The sequence below is a fragment of the Rhodanobacter sp. FW106-HT46G03 genome (assembly GCF_058789895.1).
This window is the reverse complement of the sequence record NZ_JBYTCC010000001.1, coordinates 2,734,234-2,750,057: the sequence shown is the minus strand read 5'-3', so window position 1 is coordinate 2,750,057 and position 15,824 is coordinate 2,734,234. Positions and strand designations below refer to the sequence as shown.

Genomic DNA, 15,824 nt, shown 5'->3' with positions numbered 1-15,824 from the left:
CTCGGCATCTTCCGCTTTGGAAGATGGCCGGGGCCGCGATGTTTCATGGGCCCGGGCTCTCGTGGGCTGTCTCCCTTGTAGGAGCCCGCATGCGGGCGATGCTCTTGGGCGAAAGCGCCATCGCCCGCGAGCGGGCTCCTACACGAGCGGATCGCCCTGACGCGCATAGGTCGCCTTATAACGACGAGTTATCATGGGCACCCCCGATACGCCGGCCCAAGGAAAGCCATCATGACGGTGCAACACAGCGTTCTCGAACTCATCGGACATACCCCGATGCTGCGCACGCAGCGCCTCGACACCGGCCGCTGCGAGCTGTTCCTGAAGCTGGAAAACATGAACCCCGGTGGCTCGATCAAGGATCGCATCGGCGTGTCGATGATCGAGGGGGCCGAGCAGGCCGGCAGGATCAAGCCCGGCGCCACCCTGGTCGAAGGTACCGCCGGCAACACCGGCCTGGGTCTGGCGCTGGTGGCGCAGGCGAAGGGCTACAAGCTGATCCTCGTGGTGCCGGACAAGATGAGCCGCGAGAAAATCTTCAACTTGAAGGCGATGGGCGCCGAAGTGGTGCTGACCCGTTCGGACGTCGCCAAGGGCCACCCCGAGTACTACCAGGACATGGCCGCGCGCATCGCGCAGGAAACTCCGGGCGCGTACTTCATCAACCAGTTCGGCAACCCCGACAACCCGCGCGCGCACATCGAGACCACCGGCCCGGAAATCCTCGAACAGATGGACGGCCAGGTCGACGCGATCGTCGTCGGCTGCGGCTCGTCGGGCACCATGACCGGCCTCTCGCGGTTCTTCGCCAAGGCCTCGCCCAAGACCGAGATCGTGCTGGCCGATCCGGTCGGTTCGATCCTCGCGCAGTACATCAACGAAGGCACGCTGTCGAAGAAGACCGCGAGCTGGATGGTGGAAGGCATCGGCGAGGATTTCCTGCCGACCATCAGCGATTTCACCCGCGTGAAAAAGGCCTACTCCATCAGCGACAAGGAGAGCTTCCTCGCCGCGCGCGATCTCTTGGCGAAGGAGGGCGTGCTTGGCGGTTCGTCCACGGGCACGCTGCTCGCCGCCGCGCTGCGCTACTGCCGCGAGCAAGGCGCGCCCAAGCGCGTGGTGACGCTGGTGTGCGACACCGGCAACAAGTACCTCTCCAAGCTCTACAACGACTACTGGATGCTGGACAACGGCTTTCTCGAACGCGAGCAGCACGGCGACCTGCGCGACCTCGTGCTGCGCCCGTTCGCCAAGCGCGACACCGTGGTGGTCGGCCCGCACGAGCTGTTGATTACCGCCTACAACCGCATGAAGCTCTACGACGTCTCGCAGTTGCCGGTGGTGGAGGGCGACCAGCTGGTCGGCATCGTCGACGAATCCGACGTGCTGATGCACGTGCATGCCGACCAGGCGCGCTTCCGCGATGCGGTCGAGGTGGCGATGATTCGCGACGTGCAGAAGCTCGACGTGCACGCGTCGGTGGAATCGCTGCTGCCGGTATTCGAGCGCGGCCACGTGGCCGTGGTGATGGACGGCGCCGCCTTCCTCGGGTTCATTACGCGCATCGACCTCTTGAACTGGTTGCGGCGAAAGGTCGACTGAAAGCCGGTTGAAACGCGTGGCCGGCACAGTCGCGGCACGGTTTTTCAAGGAGTTCCACCATGTGCGGAATCGTGGCTGCCGTCGCGCAGCGTGATGTGGCGCCGTTGCTCATCGCCGGCCTCAAGGCGCTGGAATACCGTGGCTACGATTCGGCCGGCCTCGCCGTGCTCGAAGGCGGAGAAATCCACCGCGTGCGCGCCAAGGGCAAGGTGCGCGAGATGGAAGCGAAATACCTCGCCGCACCGTTCCCCGGCGGCACCGGCATCGCACACACGCGCTGGGCCACGCACGGCGTGCCGAACGAGGCCAACGCGCACCCGCACATCGCCGGCCGCATCGCGATCGTGCACAACGGCATCATCGAAAACTACGCAAGCCTGCGCGAAACGTTGAAAGCGCGCGGCCACGTGTTCACCTCCGAAACCGACACCGAGGTGATCGCCGCGTTGATCGAAGAGCGCGCCGCCGCCGGCCTGCCTTTGCGCGAGGCCGTGCTCGACGTGATGCGCGGCCTGGAAGGCGCCTACGCCATCGCCGTCGTCAGCCGCGACGAGCCGGGCAAGGTCGTCGGCGCACGGCGCGGCGCGCCGCTCTTGGTCGGCATCGGCATCGGCGAAAACTTCCTGGGTTCGGACGCGCAGGCGCTGATCCAGGTGACCAACCGCATGATCTATCTCGACGAGGGCGACGTCGTCGAGATCACCCGCGACGGCGCCCGCGTGTTCGGTCTCGACGGCAAGCCGGTCGATCGCGCCGTGCACGAAAGCGAGCTGTCCACCGACGCGGTGGAGCGCGGCGAGTACCGCCACTACATGCAGAAGGAAATCTTCGAGCAGCCGCGCGCGGTCGCCGACACGCTGGAATCGCGCCTCGGCGCGCACGGCGTGCTGCCCAATATTTTCGGCGTCGGCGGCGACGAACTGTTGGCGAAAGTACGCGGCGTGCACATCATTGCCTGCGGCACCAGCTACCACGCCGGCATGGTCGCCAAGTACTGGATCGAGGAACACGCGCGCCTGCCGGTGATGGTGGAAGTCGCCAGCGAGTACCGGTACCGCGAGGCGGTGGTGCCGGCGGACACCTTGTTCGTCGCCATTTCGCAATCCGGCGAAACCGCCGACACGCTCGCCGCGATGCGCGAATCCAAACGCCGCGGGTATCTGGGCACGCTGGCGATCTGCAACGTGCCCGAATCCTCGGTGGTGCGCGAGGCGGATCTGAAACTCATGACCCGCGCCGGCCCGGAAATCGGCGTCGCTTCCACCAAAGCCTTCACCACCCAGCTGGCCGCGCTCGCGCTCCTGGCGCTACGCCTCGCCAGCCAGCGCGGCTTGCCCGCCGAGCAGCACGCGCAGCTGTGTGCGCAACTGCAAAGCTTGCCGCGCGCCATCGAGCGCGCGCTCAAGCTCGAACCGCAGATCATCGAGCTGGCCGAGCGCTTCATCCCGCGCCACCACGCCCTGTTTCTCGGTCGCGGCGCGCAATACCCGGTGGCGCTCGAAGGCTCGTTGAAGCTCAAGGAAATCTCCTACATCCACGCCGAGGCCTACCCGGCCGGCGAGCTCAAGCACGGCCCGCTCGCGCTGGTGGACGAGGACATGCCGGTGGTCGCCGTCGCCCCCAACGGCCCGCTGCTCGACAAGCTCAAATCCAATCTGCAGGAAGTGCGCGCCCGCGGCGGCGAGCTCATCGTCTTCGCCGACAGCGCTGCCCCGATGGACGGCAACCTCGACCGCGGCCACCTCGTGCGCATCGACGCCGGCGGCGCCTTCATCGCGCCCGCCGTCTTCACCGTCCCCCTGCAGCTCCTCGCCTATCACGTCGCCGTGCTGCGCGGCACCGACGTCGACCAGCCGCGCAATTTGGCCAAGTCGGTGACCGTGGAGTAGGGGGCAAAGATGCGGTACGCCATCGGCTTGAAGCCTTGGTGATCTTTATAGACATTATCAAGGTTTGATAACTTTTATAAGACCGGTATGATTCGCCCATGGATCCCGTCGCAAACCCCTATACGCCAGGTGCCGGTGCGCCGCCCGTGGAGCTTGCTGGCCGCGATGAGCTGTTGCGCACGGTTGACGTTGCCGCCCAGCGTGTGCGCGCAGGACGGCAAGCCAAGAGCGTGTTGATGATCGGCTTGCGCGGTGTCGGCAAGACCGTGCTGCTGGATCGCATGCGCGTGCAGGCGGAGGCGCATGGCATCCATACCTTGCGGGTGGAAGCGCCAGAAGGCCGGTCGCTGCCGGCCATGCTGGCACCGCAGCTGCGACAATCCTTGTTGCGTCTGTCCCGTTCGGCGCAGGCAGCCGATCTGGGGCGGCGCGCGCTGCAGGCGCTGGCGGGCTTCGCCAAGGGGCTCAAGTTAAAGTACGCGGATATCGAGGTGGGCATCGACGTCGAGCCCGAGGCTGGCCTCGCCGACAATGGCGATCTGGAACACGATCTGCAGGCGTTGCTGGAGGCCGCCGGGCGCGCTGCGCAGGCAGCGGGTACGGCTCTCGTCTTGTGCATCGACGAGTTGCAATATGTGGCGGAGGATCAGTTGGCCGCGCTCATCACTGCGCTGCACCGCTGTGCGCAGCAACAGGTGCCGGTGATGTTGGTGGGGGCCGGGCTACCGCAGTTGCCGGGGCAGATGGGGCGCGCCAAATCCTATGCGGAACGGCTGTTCGACTTTCCGTTCGTCGGGCCGCTGGATGATGCCGCGGCGCGCGATGCGCTGATTGTGCCGGCACGCGCGGAAGGCGTCGATTTCGAGCCCGCGGCACTTGCGCGCATCGTCACCGCCACCGAGGGTTATCCGTATTTCCTGCAGGAGTGGGGCAAGCATGCGTGGGACGTGGCGGATGCCTCGCCGATCACGCTGGCGGATGTGGAACAGGCCTCCATCGAAGCCACGGCGGCCCTGGACGAAAGCTTTTTTCGCGTCCGTTTCGACCGCCTGACGCCGGCGGAAAAGATCTATCTGCGGGCCATGGCCGAGATCGGCCCTGGCCCGCATCGTTCCGGCGATATTGCCGACGTGCTGGGCCGCAAGGTCACCGCACTGGGGCCAACACGCAATCACCTGATCGCCAAGGGCATGGTCTGGAGCCCGAGCCATGGCGATACGGCCTTCACCGTGCCGATGTTCGATGCCTTCATGCGTCGCATCATGCCGGGCGAGGAATGGCGCCAGCCGTGAGGAACGCCGTGCCGGCCGATCGCCTGTGCGGCAATCCACTCCGGTTTCGATATGTCGGTCATGCCTTGCGAGTTGCCGCCGGCGGATGCTTGTCGCTCTGTGCGACTCCTCGCATTGCTGCGTGCCGCCGCCGTGGGAGCGCACAGGGTGCGCTCCCACGGTGTAGAGAAAAATTACGCCCGCCCGTACACGTCGTCGAACCGCACGATGTCGTCCTCGCCGAGATAGCTGCCGGACTGCACTTCGATCAGCTCCAGTGCCATCTTGCCGGGGTTGCGCAGGCGGTGTTTGCTGCCGAGCGGGATATAGGTGCTCTGGTTTTCGGTGAGCAGAAACACCTTGTCGTCGCAGGTGACTTCGGCGGTGCCGGAAACCACCACCCAGTGCTCGGCGCGGTGGTGGTGTTTTTGCAGGCTGAGGCTGGCGCCCGGCTTCACCACGATGCGTTTCACCTGGAACCTGCTGCCCGATTCCAGCGAGTCGTAGCTGCCCCACGGGCGGCGCACGACGCGGTGGAAGGCGTGCTCGCTGCGGTTGGCGGCCTTGAGCTGGGCGACGATCTTCTTGACGTCCTGCGCGGCATCACGGCGCGCGACCAGCGTGGCATCCGGCGTGGTGACGACGACGAGATCATCGACGCCGACGGTGGCGATCAAATGGTGCGGGTGCGAGCGCAGCAGCGAGCCATGGGTGTCCACGGTGAGCGTGTCGCCCTCGCGCAGGTTGTCGTCGGCATCGCGCGTGCCGGCCAGCCACAGCGCCTGCCACGAGCCGATGTCGCTCCACGCGCACGAGGTGGGGATGACTGCGGCGCGCGCGGTTTTTTCCATCACCGCATAGTCGATGGAGTCCTCCGGTACGGCGGCGAAGGCATCCTTGTCCACGCGCACGAAATCCAGGTCGCCCTTGGCCGTGGCGTGCGCCGCGCGCACGGCGTCCAGCATGGCCGGCGCATGGGCGCCGAGTTCTTCCAGGTAGCGATCAGCACGGAACAGGAACATGCCCGAGTTCCAGTCGTAGCTGCCATCGGCGAGATAGGTTTTTGCTGTATCGGCATCGGGCTTCTCGACGAAGCGCTCGACGCGGAAGCCGTCGGCCCCGATCGCCTCGCCGCGACGGATGTAGCCGAACCCGGTTTCTGCTCGATCCGGGCGGATGCCGAAAGTCACCAGCCAGCCTTGTGCGGCAAGCGGCAACGCTTTGGTGACGGCTTGGGTGAAGGCAGCGGTGTCGCCGATCTGATGGTCGGCCGGCAGCACCAGCAGCACGGCATCCTTATCTCGCTGGAGCGCTTCGAGTGCGCCCAAGGCGACTGCCGGTGCGGTGTTGCGTGGGGCGGGTTCAAGCACGATTGTGCTGCCGTCGACGTTCGCCTCACGTAGTTGCTCAGCGACGAGGAAGCGATGATTCTCGCTTGCCACCACAATGGGTGGTGCCACCTCCGGCAACCCATGGGTACGGGCGACGGCTTGCTGGAACATCGTCCCTTTGCCTATGAGCGTCAGAAACTGCTTAGGTAGATTCCTGCGTGATATCGGCCACAGCCGCGTGCCACTGCCGCCGCTGAGGATCAAGGGAATTAGCATGTGGAGGTCCTTGTTTGATCTAAGCCAGTAATGCGGAGCGGGCGTCATACCCGCCACACCATGCCTACCGGCGAAACGTGTGGCGATTGTACGCAGTCACGATCTGCACCGCAGCCAGTGCTCGGGGATAGTTCAGGCGCGTCGCACTCGGGCCAGCGCATTCAGCGCGTTATCCAGACCCTTCTGCCATTCGGGTAGCGCACAGACGAAGTCTCGCTCGAACCCGGAGTTGTCGAGCACTGACCACGCCGGGCGTTTTGCTGGCGTCGGATACTCGGCGGTGCCGATGGCGACCACGTGCGGCGCGCGGGCCAGCAATCCCCGTTTGGTCGCGCCGTCGAAAATCGTCGTGGCAAAGCCATGCCACGACGTGTGCCCGCTGGCGACGAGGTGGTGCGTGCTCTGTAGCGCCGCGCGTTCGGCCGGCGCTGCGGCGCGCCACGCTTCCAGTGCTGCCAGCGTCCCGTGGACGATCAGCGCCGTGCTGGTCGGCGCGCCGATCTGGTCCGCCACCACCCGCAGCTCGTCGCGCTCGGCCCCCACGCGCAGCATGGTGGTGAGAAAATTCTTGCCATGCGGCGCGTACACCCACGCCGTGCGAAAGATGAAATGCGCGGCGCCGCTGGCGCGCAGCGCGACTTCGCCAGCGAGCTTGCTGCGCCCGTAGGCACCCAGGGGCGCGACCGGCGCATCCACGGCATACGGGGTGTGCGCCACGCCGTCGAACACATAGTCGGTGGAGTAGTGCACGACGAGCGCGCCGTGCGCCTTGGCCCAATTGCCCAGCACACCGACGGCATCGGCGTTGACGCGCGTGGCCAGTGCTTCCTCCTGCTCGGCGCGATCCACCGCCGTGTACGCCACGGCGTTGACGATCACGTCCGGCTGCACGCGATCGAGCAGCGCCGTGAGCGTCGCTGGCTCGGCAAGGTCGGCTGCCTCGACGCGCGCCCCGTCGAAACGCGAACCATCGCGGCAAGCCGTCACCAGTTCACCGCGCGCCGCGAGCCCGCCATCCTCGATGAAAGTGCGGCCGAGTTGGCCGTTGACGCCAAGCAGAAGGGTCTTCATGACGCGTAAACCGGCAACCGCTCCGCCGGGATGTCCGCCAGCAGCGGGGACTTGGTGTCCTTCTCCGATAGCAGCGGCTCGGCCACCGGCCAGTCGATGCCGAGCGCCGCATCGTTCCAGCGCACGCCGGCGTCGGCCTTGGGGTCGTACAGTGCGGTGCACTGGTAGCAGAACGTGGCTGCTTCGGACACCACGCAGAAGCCGTGGGCGAAGCCTTCGGGGATCCAGATTTGGTGGTGATTTATTGCCGTGAGCATTGCTGCCACCCACCGGCCGAACGTGGGCGAACCATGGCGGATGTCCACCGCCACGTCGTACACCTCACCTTCCAGTACGCTCACCAGCTTGCCCTGTGGGTTGGGCCATTGGTAGTGCAGGCCGCGCAGCACGCCGCGTGCGGAGCGCGACACGTTGGACTGCACGAAGCGGCGGTCGATGCCGGCATCGCGGTACTTGGCCTCGTTGTAGCTCTCGTAGAAAAAGCCGCGCGCGTCGCCGAACACCTGCGGCTCGATCACCTTTACACCGGGCAGGCGCGTTTCGATCACTTTCATCGCACCGGCCCCTGCATGGCCAAACGCTGCAGGTACTGGCCGTAGCCGGTCTTCGCCAAGGCGGCAGCGAGGTGACCAAGCTGTTCGGCGTCGATCCAGCCGTTGACGAAAGCGATCTCCTCCGGGCAGCACACCTTGAGGCCTTGCCGGTTTTCGATGGTCTCGATGTAGTTGCCCGCTTCCATCAACGATTCATGGGTGCCGGTGTCGAGCCAGGCAAAGCCGCGGCCGAGCTGCTCCAGGTGCAGCGTGCCCTCAGCGAGGTAGCAGCGGTTGAGGTCCGTGATTTCCAGCTCGCCGCGCGGCGAGGGCTTGAGCGCCGCAGCGTAGTCGCACACCTTGGCGTCGTAGAAATACAGTCCGGTCACCGCATAGTTCGACTTCGGTTGCGCGGGCTTTTCTTCGAGGCCAATGACCTTGGCGCTGGCGTCGAACTCGGCCACGCCGTAGCGCTCCGGGTCTTTCACCCAATAGCCGAAAACGGTGGCGCCCTGCTCGCGGCTGGCCGCGCGCTTGAGGCGCTCGGTGAAGCCGTGGCCATAGAAAATGTTGTCGCCCAACACGAGGCAGCTCGGCTTGCCGTCGATGAACTCGCGGCCGATGGTGAACGCCTGTGCCAGGCCATCCGGCGAGGGCTGCACCGCGTAGTGGATGTTGATGCCCCACTGCGAGCCGTCGCCCAGCAGGCGCTGGAACATCGCCTGCTCGTGCGGCGTGTTGATGATGAGCACGTCGCGGATGCCGGCCAGCATCAGCGTGGCCAGCGGGTAGTACACCATCGGCTTGTCGTACACCGGCAGCAGCTGCTTGCTCACTGCGCGGGTGATCGGGTGCAGTCGGGTGCCGGAGCCGCCGGCGAGGATGATGCCCTTGCGTTGCGTGGTCATGCGCCGAGTCGCTCCATGCGATAGCTGCCATCCAGCACGCGACGCACCCAGGGCTGGTTTGCGAGGTACCAGTCCACGGTTTGTGCCATGCCGGTATCAAAGGTCTGCGTCGGCTGCCAGCCCAGCTCGTGCCTGAGCTTGGTGGCGTCGATCGCGTAGCGCCGGTCGTGGCCGGGGCGATCCTTGACAAAGGTGATGAGCGACTCGCGCTGGCGGCCATCGGCCAGCGGATGGCGCGCGTCGAGCATCGCGCAGATCGTCTTCACCACGGTAATGTTGTTGCGCTCGGAGTTGCCGCCAACGTTGTAGGTTTCGCCCACGCGGCCGGCTTCGAGCACGCGGCGAATCGCGGCGCAATGGTCGCCCACGTACAGCCAGTCGCGGATGTTCAGCCCGTCGCCATACACCGGCAGCGGCTCGCCAGCCAGCGCCTTGGCTATCACCAGCGGAATGAGCTTTTCGGGGAACTGATAGGGCCCGTAATTGTTCGAGCAGTTGGTGGTGAGCGTGGGCAAGCCGTAAGTGTGGTGGAACGCGCGCACCAGATGATCGGAGGCTGCCTTGGACGCGGAGTAGGGCGAGTTGGGCGCATACGGCGTGTGCTCGGTGAACTTGCCTTCGGCGCCGAGCGAACCGTAGACCTCGTCGGTGGACACGTGCAGAAAGCGGAATGCCTCGCGCGCCGTGCCCTCCAGCGAGCGCCAGTAATCACGCACGCATTCCAGCAGCGCCAGCGTGCCGGTGACGTTGGTCTCCACGAACGCCGCGGGACCGTCGATCGAGCGATCCACATGCGACTCTGCCGCGAAGTTCACGACGGCGTCCGGCTTGTGCGCGGCCAAAAGCTTCGCGACCAGGGCGCGGTCGCCGATATCGCCTTCCGCAAACACGTGCCGCGGGTTGCCCTTGAGCGTGGCCAGGGTGTCGAGGTTGCCGGCGTAGGTGAGCATGTCCAGGTTGACGACCGTCAGCCCGTCGGCCACCGCCTGCAGCACGAAATTGCCACCAATGAAGCCGGCGCCGCCGGTGACAAGCAGCGTGGTCATGATTGCGGGGTTCCTTGCGCAACGGAAATACGTATTCTCGCATATGGACCCGAGTGGATCGTGGCCCGGGATGAGCACAGCGTTAAGGAAGCTATGTGGGCGACTGGTAGACTAAGCGGCTTGCGATCAACGCGCGGGCCTATCCGCCAAGCACACCCCTCATGCCCAAGAAAACGCAGTCTCCCAACCTTGGTTTCGGCACCCGCGCCATCCACGCCGGCCAGCACCCCGATCCCACGACCGGCGCCATCATGACGCCGATCTACGCCACCTCCACCTACGTGCAGGAGAGCCCGGGCAAGCACAAGGGTTACGAGTACTCGCGCACGCAAAACCCCACGCGCATGGCGTACGAGCGTTGCGTTGCCAGCCTCGAGGGCGGCGTCGCCGGCTTCGCCTTCGCCAGCGGCATGGCCGCAGCATCGACCACGCTGGAACTGATCGACTCCGGCAGCCACGTGATCGCCATGGACGACCTCTACGGCGGCACCTACCGCCTGTTCGAGCGCGTGCGCCGGCGCAGCGCGGGGCTTGATTTCAGTTTCGTCGATCTGAATGACGCCGCCGCGCTCAAGGCTGCACTCAAACCCAACACCCGCATGATCTGGGCCGAGTCGCCGACCAACCCGCTGCTCAAGCTGGTGAATCTCGCCAAGGTTGCCGCGTTTGCCAAGAAGCACGGCCTGCTGCTGGTGGTGGACAACACCTTCTGCAGCCCTGCGGTGCAGCGCCCGTTGGAATTCGGCGCGGATCTGGTAGTGCACTCGGCCACCAAGTACATCAATGGCCACTCCGACATTGTCGGCGGCATCGTCGTCGCCAGCACCAATGAACTGGCCGAACGCCTGGCCTTCCTGCAGAACTCGGTCGGTGCCGTCGCCAGCCCGTTCGATTCCTTCCTCGCCATGCGCGGCCTGAAAACCCTGCACCTGCGCATGCAAGCCCATTGCGCGAACGCGCTGGAACTTGCCAAGTGGCTGGAAAAGCACCCGGCCATCGAACGCGTGATCTACCCCGGCCTCAAGAGCCACCCGCAACACGCGCTGGCCAAGCGCCAAATGCACGGCTTCGGCGGCATTGTCAGCATCGAGGTCAAGGGCGGCTTGAAGAAAGCGCGCCGCATGCTGGAGCGCTGCCACCTGTTTTCGCTGGCCGAATCCCTGGGCGGCGTCGAAAGCTTGATCGAACATCCGGCCATCATGACCCACGCCTCGGTGCCACCCGCCATCCGTAAGCGGCTGGGAATCAGTGACGGGTTGGTGAGGTTGTCGGTGGGAGTGGAAAGTTTGAACGATTTGCAAGAGGACTTGATTGGCGCACTAAATTGACCAAGGACGGCGCCGCCAACTTGATAGCGTGTTCCGAATACTAGGCATAAGTGGAAGCTAAAATTAGTTATGAGAAGTATTTGGTCAGCGGTCTGGACTTATCGCCACTTCATCATCTCATCAGTGCGTGTCGAATTTCAGTCGCGTTTTGTGCGAAGTAAGCTGGGTGCATTGTGGATGATTATAAACCCGCTGGCCCAGGCTGCGATTTATGCCATAATCTTCTCTGAAATAATGTCGGTACGGCTACAAGGCGTCAACGATAAGTTGGCATACTCGATATACCTTCTGGCGGGTATGGTCGGATGGTCAGTTTTTAATGAATTGGTTATGCGCTGCACCACTATCTTCGTTGACAACAGCAATACGATGAAAAAGGTGCGGTTCCCTAAGAGTTGCTTGCCAGCGATAACGTCCGGAGTGGCGCTCGTAAACGGCGCGTTATTGTTCGTGGCCACCTTACTGGTCATGGCTGCGTTCGGTCGCTATCCGGGAATCGGCGCTCTATGGGTGTTTCCGCTGATGGCGGTGACCTTGATACTTGGCCTTGGTGTAGGCCTCATCTTGGGGACGCTAAATGTATTCATCCGGGATATCGGTCAGGTGGTACCTATCATCTTGCAGATCATGTTCTGGTTCACGCCTATCGTGTACTCCCCGGAGATTCTCCCGCCAAGCATACGCCCGTTGATTTACTTGAACCCAATGTCAGGCATTGCTCGCGGCTTTCAGGATGCGTTGCTTTTTGACACGGCTCCACCATGGAGGCTGATTCTTCCGGTGCTTGCTATTTCCATGGCGCTTCTTGGGGTCGCATTGTTTTTGTTCAGGCGAGCCAGCAGTGAGATGGTGGATGTATTATGAACAAGGCCATCATTCGTGCGATTGGACTTGGTAAAAGTTATCGCGTCTTCGGGTCGCAGTGGCGACGCTTCGCCGGGTGGTTTGGCAAAGAGGGTGGCTTTACCGACAACTGGGTTCTTCACGACATCGATCTCGTAGTTGAAGCGGGTGAGTCGATTGGTATCCTTGGGCGCAACGGCGCCGGCAAGAGCACCCTACTTAAGATGATCGCAGGTACACTTGATCCGAGCTCCGGAAGCTTGCAAGTGGATGGTAGCGTTACAGCGATACTCGAGCTTGGTATGGGCTTCAACCAGGAATTCACCGCGCGCGAGAACGTCATGCACGCATGCGGGCTCATGGGACATGCACGCGAAGATATTCTCGGGGCTATGCCTGGTATCGAAGAGTTCGCTGGTATTGGTGAATACTTCGACCAGCCCATGCGTTCCTACTCGAGTGGCATGCAGGTGCGCGTTGCGTTTGCGGTAGCTACTGCCTTCCGCCCCGATCTGCTTGTCATAGATGAAGCTTTGTCGGTGGGTGACCTTTCGTTTCAAGCCAAGTGTTTCAAGCGTATCAATGAGCTCAAGGAAACGGGCACCACATTGTTGTACGTTTCACATTCGGTCACAGACGTGACGAAACATTGTTCACGCTGCATCTATATACGCGATCACACTGTTGTCATGGATGGCCCGTCGCGAGACGTAGGCAATGCGTATCTTGACGACTTGTTCGGTGGGGACCGGCGCCACGAGGCACCTGAGGCTGTCGGGGAAGGTACAAGTGTCGTAACGCCGTTTGCGTTGGACCATACTGACCGCTTCCACACACGGCCACTTTACCGCGCTGAGGAATATCGATGGGGTGATGGCGGTGCTCGCATTCTGGATTACAGCATCACTATGGATGGGCTCGAATTTCCATCCTTGTTGGAAAGTGGCCATACGTGCAAGTTGAGCTATCGCGTCTTGTTTGAGCGTGAGGTCACGGGTCCAGTGTTTGGCCTTTTGATAAAATCGCATGATGGCGTATTCCTTTATGGAACCAACTCACATTTGAGTGATGGCGATGAAGTAAGAAACACTTATCTGCCAGGGTCATGTGTTGTTGCCAGCTTTGAATTCCCTTGGCAGTTCAATACAGGCGTCCACTTGATTTCTGTAGGTGTTTCGGAACGACGTGGTGAAAACGACCTGCTACCACTGGATCGCCGTTACGATGCAATTTTGGCTGCTACTGATAGCTCGCGGCGCGGCTCAGGCATCCTTGATCTGGGAGCGAAGTTTTCTTCAAGTGTGCAGGTGGGTGCATGATGGGTGTGCTTGCAGACAAGGTGGCCGCGCTGCCTGAGGTTTATCAGCCAATATTTGGCCACCCAGAATTGGCTGCTCAGACGTCGCGCGATTGCTGTGATCGACTGCGACATGTCAGCCCGCTACTGGATGAAATGTGCCACAAGCTCGGGCGGCAGGTTCGGATACTTGACCTTGGCTGTGCGCAAGGCTTTATCAGCCTATCGTTGGCGGCGACAGGCGCCAGTGTGGTTGGAGTCGACTACCTTGCGGCCAATGTGGAGGTCTGTTCGGCATTGGCAGCCGAGCATTCTGATTGGGCTTTGCACTTTCAACACGCTCGACTGGAGGAGTTTATCTGCGGACTCGATGACGACAGTTTTGATCTCGTTCTCGGGCTTAGTGTGTTTCACCACGTCGCATATGAACATGGATTTCCGGCTACGCGACAGTTGCTGGACCGTCTCGCGGCGTGTGTGAGCGTTGGTGTTTTCGAGTTGGCACAAGCAACCGAGCCTTTGTACTGGGCCGAGGCGCAGCCGCGCGATTCGCGTGAGTTCCTTGGTGGCTTTGCCTTCGTACATGAGGTAGCGCGTTTCCCCACCCATCTTTCGGATATCCAACGTCCTCTCTATGTAGCTAGTAATCGTTATTGGTACTTGGGAGGCGTGCTGAACGCGTTTGCCAAGTCAACTACCGATCCACATGCCATGGCTTTGGGCACTTACCAGCTTTCGCGTCGTTACTTCTTTGGCAAGGGCTGCATGGCGAAGGTTCAAAGGTTGGACGGCGAATTGGGTGAATCCAATCGCCTGGAGTTGCGGCGTGAGATTGAGGTGCTTGGCAATCCACCTGCTGAACTGGCCAATAGTTGGCCTTCTCTTGACTCGTTTGGCGAGACTGCCACCGAAGGGTGGCTAGTCCGAGAGATGATAGATGGCCAATTGTTGCTCGATGCAATAGCACGTGGTGACAGTTACGACCCACATCGGGTTATTGGTGACGTACTTGAACAACTGGCTGTCCTTGAGCGGTACGGCTATTACCACAATGATGTACGGGTATGGAATGTTCTACTGCACCAAGACGGGTCATCGCTCCTTATTGATTACGGCTCGATTAGCCACGAATCGATGGCTGGACACTGGCCGAGTGATCTGTTTCTAACGTTTTTTTCGTTCGTGCATGAAACAGTAAAGCCTACGCTGAATGCTGTCTCACCCTATCGCGTGCCTCCGTTTGTCAGCCCTTTCAGCCTGCCTGCACCATATTCGGGATGGCTGAAGTCACTTTGGGTGCGTCCAAGGAGCGAGTGGAGCTTCCATGCCTTGCTGGATAGTTTCGTGCGGATGCAGCCGAGTGACCGCAATGACGAAACGCATCATGAGGAAGCAGAGAGCCTCTGGTCTGCGACGATGGAACAGTATCTCTGTGGACTGGGAAGTGAAGTTTTCAGCCACGGTGCAAGGCTGGCGCAATTGACTAACCGCGATACCGATTCGCGAGAGTTGCTGAAACGGAAGTTGGATTCGTTGGACACATTGCGCCGCGACAGCGACAACCGGTTGCGGCGTATCGCGACATTGGAGCAGGAGAAAGTGCACCTACACGAACAGTGGCAGCGTGACTTGGCCGAGTTGGATGCGTTGCGCCATGACAGCGACAACCGGTTACGACGCATTGCGATGCTGGAACAAGAGAACGCACTTCAGAAGGGTGTGCAAAACGCACAGCAGGCAGAACGGGGTGAGCTGCGGCGACTTCGCGAAGCAGATGCATCCCGTATCGTCGAACTTGAACGGGACAATGCCGTTCAAAGCGGAAGCATCGACAACTTGCGGGCAGTCATCCAGCAGGGCCGTCATGAACTGGCACAAGCGCATGAGCAACAGGCGGCGCTTGCGCAGCATGCAAGCAGACTCGACCGCGAGTTGCATGAACAAGTTGATCATGCTTCGCGTGCGGAGCACGCTTTGCAGGAGCTTATGAACAGTCGCTCCTGGCGCTGGACGAGGCCGATTCGTACGTTGCGGCGGTGGGTAAAGCCACTCGATGCTGAATCGGGCGCGGCATCGGAGCCCTTCCCACAAGCGATCCAACGTGGACGTGCCCGTGCGGCCATTCGGCGCGCAGTACGGCGCGCGATCAAAGCCAGCGTTCGCCGGCCATTGATTCGTCGCTTGGGTGCCGGGGTACTGATGATGTCACCCAAGTTGAAAGCCAAGCTGGTAGCTGTTGCGCTGGACCATCCAGCGATTACCTTGGGTGCGGGGGCAAGCTCCGCCAATCCACTTGATGTTTTGCACGGTGAAGGAATGGCTTCGCCAACGATCGATGTGGTTTACCAGCGGCTGCATCACAGTGTTGAATTATCACATATCGAGACGCATGACCAACACGAGCGCAGGTAAGGCAAAAGGATAGGCCA

The 15,824-nt window shown here is 62.2% G+C and carries 12 protein-coding genes; 7 read left to right on the top strand and 5 right to left on the bottom strand.

All coding sequences use genetic code 11. The features are described from left to right. The first annotated feature begins 231 nt into the window (after window positions 1–231). From AC3WP6_RS12265 to AC3WP6_RS12255, 3 genes are all read left to right on the top strand, one after another. Window positions 232–1,602 (top strand): pyridoxal-phosphate dependent enzyme, encoded by a 1,371-nt coding sequence (locus AC3WP6_RS12265; RefSeq protein ID WP_492627975.1) that lies wholly within the window; start codon window positions 232–234, stop codon window positions 1,600–1,602. A gap of 59 nt (window positions 1,603–1,661) precedes the next feature. Next, window positions 1,662–3,491 (top strand): glutamine--fructose-6-phosphate transaminase (isomerizing), encoded by a 1,830-nt coding sequence (glmS, locus tag AC3WP6_RS12260; protein ID WP_492627974.1) that lies wholly within the window; start codon window positions 1,662–1,664, stop codon window positions 3,489–3,491. Window positions 3,492–3,589: 98 nt separating this feature from the next. After that, the gene (locus AC3WP6_RS12255; protein ID WP_492627973.1) at window positions 3,590–4,783 is read left to right on the top strand and encodes an ATP-binding protein; all 1,194 of its coding nucleotides are present in this window, start codon (window positions 3,590–3,592) and stop codon (window positions 4,781–4,783) included. A gap of 173 nt (window positions 4,784–4,956) precedes the next feature. Here the strand turns inward: AC3WP6_RS12255 and AC3WP6_RS12250 are convergent, their stop codons facing one another. The 5 genes from AC3WP6_RS12250 to rfbB all read right to left on the bottom strand — a co-directional run bounded on the left by AC3WP6_RS12250 (window position 4,957) and on the right by rfbB (window position 9,927). Next, on the bottom strand, window positions 4,957–6,369 hold the full coding sequence (locus AC3WP6_RS12250; RefSeq protein WP_492627972.1) for a mannose-1-phosphate guanylyltransferase/mannose-6-phosphate isomerase: 1,413 nt from the start codon (window positions 6,367–6,369) through the stop codon (window positions 4,957–4,959). A gap of 132 nt (window positions 6,370–6,501) precedes the next feature. Continuing rightward, window positions 6,502–7,440 carry a dTDP-4-dehydrorhamnose reductase gene (rfbD, locus tag AC3WP6_RS12245; protein ID WP_492627971.1) on the bottom strand — a complete coding sequence of 313 codons (939 nt, stop codon included), beginning with the start codon at window positions 7,438–7,440 and terminating at the stop codon, window positions 6,502–6,504. Continuing rightward, window positions 7,437–7,994 (bottom strand): dTDP-4-dehydrorhamnose 3,5-epimerase, encoded by a 558-nt coding sequence (gene rfbC / locus AC3WP6_RS12240; protein ID WP_492627970.1) that lies wholly within the window; start codon window positions 7,992–7,994, stop codon window positions 7,437–7,439. Before rfbC ends, rfbD begins: the two co-directional genes overlap by 4 nt. After that, window positions 7,991–8,881 (bottom strand): glucose-1-phosphate thymidylyltransferase RfbA, encoded by an 891-nt coding sequence (gene rfbA, locus AC3WP6_RS12235; RefSeq protein WP_492627969.1) that lies wholly within the window; start codon window positions 8,879–8,881, stop codon window positions 7,991–7,993. The genes rfbC and rfbA overlap by 4 nt, the downstream gene beginning before the upstream one ends. Beyond that, window positions 8,878–9,927 (bottom strand): dTDP-glucose 4,6-dehydratase, encoded by a 1,050-nt coding sequence (gene rfbB, locus AC3WP6_RS12230; RefSeq protein WP_492627968.1) that lies wholly within the window; start codon window positions 9,925–9,927, stop codon window positions 8,878–8,880. Before rfbB ends, rfbA begins: the two co-directional genes overlap by 4 nt. A gap of 161 nt (window positions 9,928–10,088) precedes the next feature. Here rfbB and AC3WP6_RS12225 point away from each other — a divergent pair, with 161 nt between their 5' ends. From AC3WP6_RS12225 to AC3WP6_RS12210, 4 genes are all read left to right on the top strand, one after another. Then, window positions 10,089–11,255, top strand: a complete 1,167-nt coding sequence (locus tag AC3WP6_RS12225; protein ID WP_492627967.1) for a cystathionine gamma-synthase — start codon at window positions 10,089–10,091, stop codon at window positions 11,253–11,255. A 123-nt stretch (window positions 11,256–11,378) separates the two neighbouring features. Continuing rightward, window positions 11,379–12,119, top strand: coding sequence for an ABC transporter permease (locus tag AC3WP6_RS12220; protein ID WP_492627966.1), 741 nt, complete (start codon window positions 11,379–11,381; stop codon window positions 12,117–12,119). After that, complete coding sequence (locus tag AC3WP6_RS12215; protein WP_492627965.1) at window positions 12,116–13,417, top strand: ABC transporter ATP-binding protein; 1,302 nt, start codon at window positions 12,116–12,118, stop codon at window positions 13,415–13,417. The genes AC3WP6_RS12220 and AC3WP6_RS12215 overlap by 4 nt, the downstream gene beginning before the upstream one ends. Then, window positions 13,414–15,807 (top strand): methyltransferase domain-containing protein, encoded by a 2,394-nt coding sequence (locus tag AC3WP6_RS12210; RefSeq protein WP_492627964.1) that lies wholly within the window; start codon window positions 13,414–13,416, stop codon window positions 15,805–15,807. The genes AC3WP6_RS12215 and AC3WP6_RS12210 overlap by 4 nt, the downstream gene beginning before the upstream one ends. Window positions 15,808–15,824 lie beyond the last annotated feature (17 nt).

Excerpts from the sequence above, each read along its gene's own strand:
- glmS (WP_492627974.1), top strand. The coding sequence starts at position 1,662 with ATGTGCGGAATCGTGGCTGCCGTCGCGCAGCGTGATGTGGCGCCGTTG.
- AC3WP6_RS12210 (WP_492627964.1), top strand. The coding sequence starts at position 13,414 with ATGATGGGTGTGCTTGCAGACAAGGTGGCCGCGCTGCCTGAGGTTTAT.
- AC3WP6_RS12215 (WP_492627965.1), top strand. The coding sequence starts at position 12,116 with ATGAACAAGGCCATCATTCGTGCGATTGGACTTGGTAAAAGTTATCGC.
- AC3WP6_RS12255 (WP_492627973.1), top strand. The coding sequence starts at position 3,590 with ATGGATCCCGTCGCAAACCCCTATACGCCAGGTGCCGGTGCGCCGCCC.
- AC3WP6_RS12250 (WP_492627972.1), bottom strand. The coding sequence starts at position 6,369 with ATGCTAATTCCCTTGATCCTCAGCGGCGGCAGTGGCACGCGGCTGTGG.
- AC3WP6_RS12265 (WP_492627975.1), top strand. The coding sequence starts at position 232 with ATGACGGTGCAACACAGCGTTCTCGAACTCATCGGACATACCCCGATG.
- rfbB (WP_492627968.1), bottom strand. The coding sequence starts at position 9,927 with ATGACCACGCTGCTTGTCACCGGCGGCGCCGGCTTCATTGGTGGCAAT.
- AC3WP6_RS12225 (WP_492627967.1), top strand. The coding sequence starts at position 10,089 with ATGCCCAAGAAAACGCAGTCTCCCAACCTTGGTTTCGGCACCCGCGCC.
- rfbD (WP_492627971.1), bottom strand. The coding sequence starts at position 7,440 with ATGAAGACCCTTCTGCTTGGCGTCAACGGCCAACTCGGCCGCACTTTC.
- rfbC (WP_492627970.1), bottom strand. The coding sequence starts at position 7,994 with ATGAAAGTGATCGAAACGCGCCTGCCCGGTGTAAAGGTGATCGAGCCG.
- rfbA (WP_492627969.1), bottom strand. The coding sequence starts at position 8,881 with ATGACCACGCAACGCAAGGGCATCATCCTCGCCGGCGGCTCCGGCACC.